General features: G+C 61.7%; 6 protein-coding genes. All 6 read right to left on the bottom strand.

Annotation, left to right across the window (positions count from 1 at the left end):
* Window positions 1–832 (bottom strand): guanine deaminase (guaD, locus tag JWR14_RS35040; RefSeq protein ID WP_299718659.1); only part of this gene is annotated, 832 nt, incomplete at its 3' end.
* 34 nt (window positions 833–866) lie between these two features.
* Window positions 867–2,228 carry an NCS2 family permease gene (locus JWR14_RS35035; RefSeq protein ID WP_299718657.1) on the bottom strand — a complete coding sequence of 454 codons (1,362 nt, stop codon included), beginning with the start codon at window positions 2,226–2,228 and terminating at the stop codon, window positions 867–869.
* Between the two features lie 11 nt (window positions 2,229–2,239).
* On the bottom strand, window positions 2,240–3,277 hold the full coding sequence (locus JWR14_RS35030) for an adenosine deaminase (RefSeq protein WP_299718655.1): 1,038 nt from the start codon (window positions 3,275–3,277) through the stop codon (window positions 2,240–2,242).
* A 27-nt stretch (window positions 3,278–3,304) separates the two neighbouring features.
* Window positions 3,305–4,330, bottom strand: a complete 1,026-nt coding sequence (gene xdhC, locus JWR14_RS35025; protein WP_299718652.1) for a xanthine dehydrogenase accessory protein XdhC — start codon at window positions 4,328–4,330, stop codon at window positions 3,305–3,307.
* Between the two features lie 19 nt (window positions 4,331–4,349).
* Entirely contained in the window at window positions 4,350–6,782 is a 2,433-nt protein-coding gene (gene xdhB, locus JWR14_RS35020; protein WP_299718650.1) for a xanthine dehydrogenase molybdopterin binding subunit, read from the bottom strand.
* 28 nt (window positions 6,783–6,810) lie between these two features.
* Window positions 6,811–8,150, bottom strand: a 1,340-nt coding sequence (gene xdhA / locus JWR14_RS35015; RefSeq protein WP_299718648.1) for a xanthine dehydrogenase small subunit, incomplete at its 5' end; no start/stop codon positions are given.

The following is an 8,150-nucleotide window of genomic DNA, read 5'->3' as shown; positions in this document are numbered from 1 at the left end:
GGCGGTCAGTATCGTCGAGATAGATGCAGTGGCCGTACACCGCGCGCTGACGCAGCAAATCGTAGTGATCGTAGATATCCAGATAGCTCCGATGCCCCGGAAACAGACTTTCGACCCACTTGATCTCGTCGGTGTTTTCCGCCACATGACTCTGGATATACACATCCTGATGCTTGCGCGCGAGCACCGCGCAGGCTTCAAGTTGAGCCTCCGTCGAGGTCGGCGCAAAGCGCGGCGTCAGCGCGTATTCCTGCCGGCCGCGGCCATGCCAGCGCGCGATGAGTTCGGCGCTGTCGTCGTAGCCCGATTGAGCCGTGTCGCGCAGATACTCCGGGCAGTTGCGATCCATCAGCACCTTGCCCGCGATCATGCGCAGGTTGCGCGACTCGCTCTCGCTAAAAAAGGCATCGGCGGATTGCTTGTGGACCGTGCAGTACACGAGCGCTGTGGTCGTGCCGCAAGACAGCAGTTCATCGATGAAAAAGCTTGCCGTCTCGCGCGCGTACGCCGGGTCTTCGAACTTGCGCTCGGTCGGAAACGTGTACGTGTTCAACCATGGCAACAACCCCGGCGCAGGGGAGGCGATCATGTCAGTCTGCGGATAGTGAATGTGCGAGTCGATGAAACCCGGCACGATCAACTTGTCCCGCAGGTCCTTCATGATTGCATCGGGCGCGATGGCGTCACGCAACGCCGAATACGCGCCCGCCGCCACCACGCGGCCATCTTCCACCAGCAACAAGCCGTCGGTTTCATGCACGGCGTTGTCATCGGAAAAAGCGGGATCGTCGCGGAAAGTAAGTAGCTGCGCGCGGTAAGCGGTTTGAGTCATGGTGAAATGTCTCCAGTAAAGCGGGTCAACGCCCTTATAGCTGTGTCAACAACAGCAACGACAGCGCGGCGACAATCCACATCGCCGGCTTGATTTCTTTTCTGCGGCCGGTGAACGACTTGATCACGACAAAGGCGAGGAAACCGTACGCAATGCCATCGGTGATCGAATACGTCAGCGGGATCAGGATCATCGCGAGGAAGGCGGGAATGGCTTCGTCGAAGCGGCCCCATTCAATCTTCGTGATCGACTCCATCATGAACACGCCGACCAGCACGAGCGCGGGCGCGGTTGCAATGGCGGGCACCAGGGAGAGCAGCGGCGAGAGGAACAGGAAGGGCAGGAAACACAAGCCGGCGACCACTGCGACCAGCCCCGTGCGGCCGCCCGCCGAAATGCCCGCCGCCGATTCTATGTACGCATTCGCCGGGCTCGTGCCGAGCGGCGCGGAAACGAGTGCTGCGAACGAATCGACCATCATCGACTGGCGGATGTTGCGCGGGTTGCCGTCTTTGTCGTAGAGCTTGCCGGCTTCCGAGATCGCCATGAAGGTGGAGAGGGCATCGAAGAAAGACGTGAACAGCATCACGAAGATAAACGGCCAGTAGATCACTTTCAACGAGCCGAGCAAGTCCAGTTGACCGACGGCTGAAAAGTCCGGCGCCGAGAACAAACCGTTCCAGTTCACGAGCGTTTTCGTGGCAATGGCGGCTGGCCAGTAAGCGGTGCCGTCGCCCCAGAAACGGCCGATGGGAATCGCAATCACGGTCGTGAAAATGATGCCGATCATCAGCGCGCCGGTTACCTTGCGTGCAACCAGGATCGTGGTCACCGCGAGGCCGATCAGGAACGTGATAACCACCGGATTCAGCGATGCTGAATGCACGATCGTCACCGGATCGCTGATAACAAACTTCGCGTTGACCAGTCCGATCAGGCTGATAAACAGTCCGATGCCACACGACACCGCATGACGCAGGTTCGCGGGAATGGCATCGACAACCAGCTTGCGCGCGTTGAACGCCGCAAGCACCGCGAAGATCACGCCGGCCCAGAACACGCAGCCGAGCGCGGTCTGCCACGGCATCTTGCCGCTGTGAACCATCACGAAAGCGAACAGCGCGTTCATGCCCATGCCGGGCGCGACGAGCACCGGGTTGCGCGCGTAGAGGCCCATCGCGCAACTGCCGAGGAAACTGACAATGACGGTGGCCGTCAGCGCAGCGGAGAAGGGCACGCCGGCCTGCGACAAGATCCCGGGATTGACGACGATGATGTACATCGCTGTCAGGAACGTCGTGATGCCCGCAACAATCTCGGTCTTCGTGCGTGAACCCGCTGCACGGATGCCGAAGAAACGCTCGAGCGTGGTGGTGTCGTTGGTAATGGTAGCCATGAGGTTCTTGCTCACGCCGCCGCATGCCAGTTGTGCCAATAGGCATCGAGTTTGGCGACCATTGCGAGGCGCTCGGCGTTCGTCACGAACGACGCTTCCAGGCTGTTTTTCAGCAGCGTGTAACACTCGGCATCGGTGAGATTCAAGGCTTCGAGAATCGCGAGGTAATTTGCGTTCACGTAGCCGCCGAAATACGCGGGGTCGTCGGAGTTGATCATCACGGCCACGCCCTGATCCAGCAGCGCCTTGAGCGTGTGTTTCGCCATGTCGTCGAACACGCGCAGCTTCAGGTTTGACAGCGGGCAGACGGTCAGTGCCACGCGGGAATCCGCGAGACGCGCGACCAGCGCCGGGTCTTCCATGCTGCGCACGCCATGATCCACGCGATCCACTTTCAGCAGGTCGAGCGCTTCGTACACATACGCGGGCGGCCCTTCCTCGCCTGCGTGCGCGACGAGCTTCAAGCCCTTCTCACGCGCCTTCGCGAACACACGTTCGAACTTCGAAGGCGGATGGCCTTTCTCCGACGAATCCAATCCGACACCAATCAGCCGATGCTTGTATTGATCGAACAAGGGCAACGCTTCATCGAACGTTTTAAGCGCATCTTCTTCCGGCAGATGGCGCAGGAAACACAGGATCAGCTTGCTCGTCAAACCGCGCCGCTCACCTTCAGCCAGCGCGCTTTCGATACCTGCGACCGCCGTGGCAATCGAAACACCGCGTTCGGTGTGCGTTTGCGGATCGAAGAAAATTTCGGTATGCGTGACATGATCGGCGAGTGCACGTTCAACGTATGCCAGGGTCATGTCGTGGAAATCGCGCTCGTGAAGCAGCACGCTTGCGCCCGCATAGTAGATGTCGAGGAACGATTGCAGGTCGGTGAACGCGTAGGCCGCGCGCAACGCTTCAATGGAGTCGTACGCGAGGGTCACGCCATTGCGTTTTGCGAGTTCGAAGATCAACTCGGGTTCGAGCGAACCCTCAATGTGAATGTGAAGTTCTGCTTTGGGCGCGCGAGCGATTTTGTCAGCGAGAGTGGGATTCATGCTTGTTTTGTGCTCTAAAAGGTCTGATCACGCGGTTTGCGGATGCTGCGCGGAATTGTAGCTGTGCGCGGCGCGTTCCTCGACCTTCTGCAGCAACTGAGCTGCGACTGATACTGCAATCATTTCGGGCGCTTTATCGACAATGCCGGGGACGCCGATCGGGCACGTCATGCGGCTGATCAACACGGGGTCGATGCCCCGCGACGCCAGACGGCGCTCGAACAGGACCTTCTTCGTGTGCGAGCCGATCATGCCGAAAAACGCAAAATCGCCGCGCCGGAGAATCCGCTCGGCGAGCGCGAGATCGAGCGCGTGGTTGTGCGTCATTACCAAAAAGTAACTATTGGCCGGGGCTTCATCCACGGCGGCTTCCGGGATTCCGCTCGCGTCCAGCGTGACATTGTCGGGGAGCCGATCCATGGGCGGGAACGTTGCATCGCGTTCGTCCACCCACGCGACGCGGCACGGCAAATTCGCGAGCACCCTGACGAGCGCTGCGCCCACGTGTCCTGCGCCGAACAGCACCACCGGAAAATCGCGCACCGCGATGGTTTCGGTCAGCAGCGAGCCGCTTTCGTCGAAACCCGCGCCGTCCCAGAGCAGGCAATCGGGGCCGGTCACGCCGGGTTCCGGGTCGGAGATCATCACCCCGTCCGGAATCGGGCCGAAGCCGACGCTGCGCACCGTGGATAATCCCTGCGCCATGCGTTTGTTCAACGATGTGACCCAGGCGAGATCGCCTATATCCAGCCGCTCGAACGCCACCACGACCGCACCGCCGCAGCATTGACCAAGGCTTGGGCCGAGCGCGAAACGCTCGAGCCGCCGCATGTGCGGACTGCGCGCGCCGTCTTTTAGCACCTGTCGCGCTGTTTCAATCGCCTTCCATTCCAGATGACCTCCGCCAATGGTGTGGCGTGCATCGTCGCGTGTGACGATCATCTTCGTGCCCGCTTCGCGCGGCGCCGAGCCTTCCACGCGCGCGACCGTCACCAGCACGACGGGGTCGCCGTGTGCGAGGAGGTGTTGCAGATCGTGCAGCCAGGCTTGCATCGGATAGGTTCCTGGTTCGTTAGTTGACCGGCACAGGCTGGGCGACGTCCGGAGTCGCCGCAGCTTGAATCTTCGCGGCCTGGGCGTCCAGTGCGTTCAGGATCGATTCGGGCGTGGCTGGAGCGCGCAGAACGGGCGCGTCGGTGGAGTCGGGCGCGACCGACGCCACCGCGGCGCGGATTGCCAGCAACACCGAGAAACCGAGCAGCAATGGCGGTTCACCTACGGCTTTCGACCGGAACACTGTTGGCTCGACGTTCTGGTTTTCGTAGAGCGCGACGTTCATCGCAGCGGGGATGTCGCTCACCGATGGAATCTTGTACGTCGATGGTGCGTGCGTCATCAGGCGGCCATCACGATTCCACCAGAGTTCTTCGGTTGTCAGCCAGCCCATGCCCTGGACAAAACCGCCTTCCACCTGGCCGATATCGAGCGCCGGATTGATCGACTGTCCTGCGTCGTGGAGGATGTCCGCCCGCAACAGCCGCCACTCGCCGGTGAGCGTGTCCACGACCACTTCCGAGATCGCCGCGCCGTAAGCGAAGTAGTAGAACGGCTGGCCGGTCAGCGTTTTCGAATCCCAGTTGACCTTGGGCGTGGCGTAAAAACCATCCGACCACAATTGCACGCGCGACAGATAAGCCGCTCCGACCAGTTGATCGAACGGCATCTGACCGCCGTTCGACTCGACCACACCATCGTGAAAACGCACGTCTTTCGCGCGTCCGCCGAGCTGCTTCGCGGCGAGTTCCGCGAGGCGTCCGCGAATGGTGAGCGCGGCGGCTTCGGCCGCCTTGCCGTTCAGGTCGCTGCCGGTGGATGCGGCGGTGGCCGATGTATTCGCAACCTTCGAGGTATCGGTGGCGCTCACGCGCACGCGCGATAACGGCACGCCCAGCGCGTTCGCCACGACCTGCGCGACCTTCGTGTTCAGGCCCTGGCCCATCTCGGTGCCGCCGTGATTGACGAGCGCAGAGCCGTCTTTATAGACATGCACGAGCGCGCCCGCTTGGTTCAGGAAGGGCACGTTGAACGAGATGCCGAACTTGACCGGCGTGAACGCGATACCCCGCTTGAGCACGGGACTCGTTGCATTGAACGCGGCAATCGCGTTGCGTCGCTGCACATACGCACTCGATGCCAGCAGTTCGTCCGTCAGCGGCTCGATGATGTTGTCTTCCACGGTCTGACCGTAGGGCGTCACGTTGCGCTCGGTGATGCCGTAGTAGTTCACACGGCGGATATCGACGGGATCGCGCTTCAGCCGGTGCGCGATTTCATCCATCATGATTTCCATCACCAGCGCGCCTTGCGGACCGCCGAAACCCCGGAACGCCGTGTTCGACTGCGTGTTGGTACGGCAGCAGAGCGCGGTGATATCGACGTCCTGCAGGTAATACGCGTTGTCGAAGTGACAGACGGCGCGGGTGGCCACCGCGCCCGATAAATCGGCCGAATAACCCGCGCGCAACGCAATTTCCACACGCGCGCCTTGCAAGCGGCCGTCGTCATCGAATCCGGCTTCGTAGGTGTAGATTGCGTCGTGGCGTTTGCCCGTGATCATGAAGTCGTCGTCACGATCCGCGCGCAATTTCACCGGCCGATGCAGCAAGTGAGCGGCCAGCGACGCGATGCACGCGAAGACCCCCGACTGCGATTCCTTGCCGCCGAACCCGCCGCCCATCCGGCGGCATTCGCAAATGACGTTATGCGTCGGCCAGTCGAGCATATGCGCGACCAGATGCTGCATTTCGCTCGGATGCTGCGTGGAACTGTAGACGAGCATGCCGTCCAGTTCCTTTGGAATGGCATACGCAATCTGCCCTTCGAGATAGAACTGTTCCTGACCGCCAACCTCGAATTCACCTTGCAGCCGATGCGCCGCCGACGCGATTTTTCTGTCCGGATCGCCGCGCTTCAGATGCAGCGGTGGCAGCACGAACTGCTGTTTCGCTTTCGCATCGCGCGGCGTCAGGATGGCTTCGCGCGGTTCGTATCGGATCACTTCTTCGCTTTTGGCGAGCGCTGCTGCACGGCGCGCGAGATCGTGCGTTTCCGCGATGACCACGAACACCGGTTGGCCCAAATACAGCACTTCATCTTTCGCGAGGATCGGGTCGTCGTGGAGCACGGGGCCGCAATTGTTCTCACCGGGGATATCGTCGGCGGTGAACACGGCGATCACGCCGGGCGCGGCCAGAACGAGGTCGAGATTGATCGAGACGATGCGGGCGTGCGCATGCCGCGACAAACCCAACGCCGCGTGCCGCGTGCCGCGCAATTCGCCGATGTCATCAACGTAAGTCGCTTCGCCGCTCACATGCAGCGTGGCCGATTCGTGCGGCAAGCCGACGCCAATCGCTGCACGCTCTTTTGCGCCGGCGTGCAGTGCGAGTGCATTAGTGGCAGCGGCCGCACGGTCGATGTGGTGTGGATCGGTACGCTTGTTCATCGCGTGGTCCTCGGGGCTTGGTGTGGCTTTAAGTCGCGCATTGCACGTCGAACGCGAACGCGAACGCGTTGACGTCGTGCAGTGCCAGCGGCGAATCCTCACGGGTCTCGAGGAAAAAACGCCACAGCACGTTGCGCGCCACCTTGCTGCGGTATTCGCTCGACGCACGCATATCGGTGAGCGGCTGGAAGTCCACGTCCAGCGCGCGCATGGCGGCTTTCACGTTGGCCTCGTTCCACTCTTCATTCACCAGCACGGCTTCCGCATTCGATGCCCGTTTGGGCGTGGCCGCCATGCCGCCGAACGCGAATCGCGCGGTTGCCACACGGGTGCCGTCGAGCGTCACGGCGAACGCGGCGCACACCGCCGATATGTCCTGGTCGTAGCGCTTCGATACCTTGTAAGTCCTGAAGCGCAGATTCGTCGATGGCAGCGGAACACGGATTCCCGCGACGAATTCGCCCGTTTCCAGCGCGGATTTTTGATAGCCGAGATAGAAGGCGTCGAGCGGCGTCGTGCGGACCTTGTTGGCCTTTTGCAGCACGATTTCCGCATCGAGGGCGATCAGTGCGGGCATGGAATCGCCGATGGGCGAACCGTTCGCCACGTTGCCGCCGAGCGTACCGGCGTTGCGAATGGGCAGCGACGCGAAGCGTGTCCACAATTCCGCGAGTTCCGGATAAACGGCCGCGAGCGCGGCGTAAGAATCTTCCAGCGAGGCCGCCGCACCGATGGTCAGCCATTGGCCGTCGCGGGTGATCGACTTGAGCTCGGTGACATTGCCGATATACAGGATGTCGCCGAGATTGCGGAATTGCTTGGTGACCCACAGGCCGACGTCAGTGCTGCCGGCCAGGATGCGCGCGTCTGGATAGTCGGCGCGCAAGCGGGCGAATTCGGCAAGAGAGACGGGCGCGAAGAATGTCGGGCGGCCGAATGCGTCGCCGCGCGCGTCGGGTGCGGAGTATTCGAGCGTTTCCTTGCGCCGGATGGATTCGAGCTGGCGTTTGAGTTGGTCGCGATCGAACGGCGCACGAGGGTATTCGAACATTTTCTGCGACGCATCCACGATCGGCCGATAGCCCGTGCATCGGCAGAGATTGCCGGACAGGGCGGCGTTGATTTCATCGCGGGTGGGCAGGCCGGCATCGGCGGGCTGATTCTCGTACAGCGCCCACATCGACATCACGAAGCCGGGCGTGCAGAAGCCGCATTGTGAGCCGTGGCAATCGACCATGGCCTGCTGGACGGGATGCAGCGTGCCGTCTTTGGCGCGCAGGTCTTCAACCGTGAAAAGCGCTCGGCCGTCGAGCGTCGGCATGAACTGGATGCAGGCGTTGACGGCCTTGAGGACGGGTTGGCCTTCTG

It is taken from the genome of Caballeronia sp., assembly GCF_028292365.1.
Lineage (GTDB): Bacteria > Pseudomonadota > Gammaproteobacteria > Burkholderiales > Burkholderiaceae > Caballeronia.
The sequence above is the reverse complement of the archived record's forward strand: the minus strand, read 5'-3'. Positions and strand labels throughout refer to the sequence as shown.

What these genes read in the sequence shown, in the direction of transcription:
- xdhC (WP_299718652.1), bottom strand. Translation starts at nt 4,330, where the DNA reads ATGCAAGCCTGGCTGCACGATCTGCAACACCTCCTCGCACACGGCGAC.
- JWR14_RS35030 (WP_299718655.1), bottom strand. Translation starts at nt 3,277, where the DNA reads ATGAATCCCACTCTCGCTGACAAAATCGCTCGCGCGCCCAAAGCAGAA.
- xdhB (WP_299718650.1), bottom strand. Translation starts at nt 6,782, where the DNA reads ATGAACAAGCGTACCGATCCACACCACATCGACCGTGCGGCCGCTGCC.
- JWR14_RS35035 (WP_299718657.1), bottom strand. Translation starts at nt 2,228, where the DNA reads ATGGCTACCATTACCAACGACACCACCACGCTCGAGCGTTTCTTCGGC.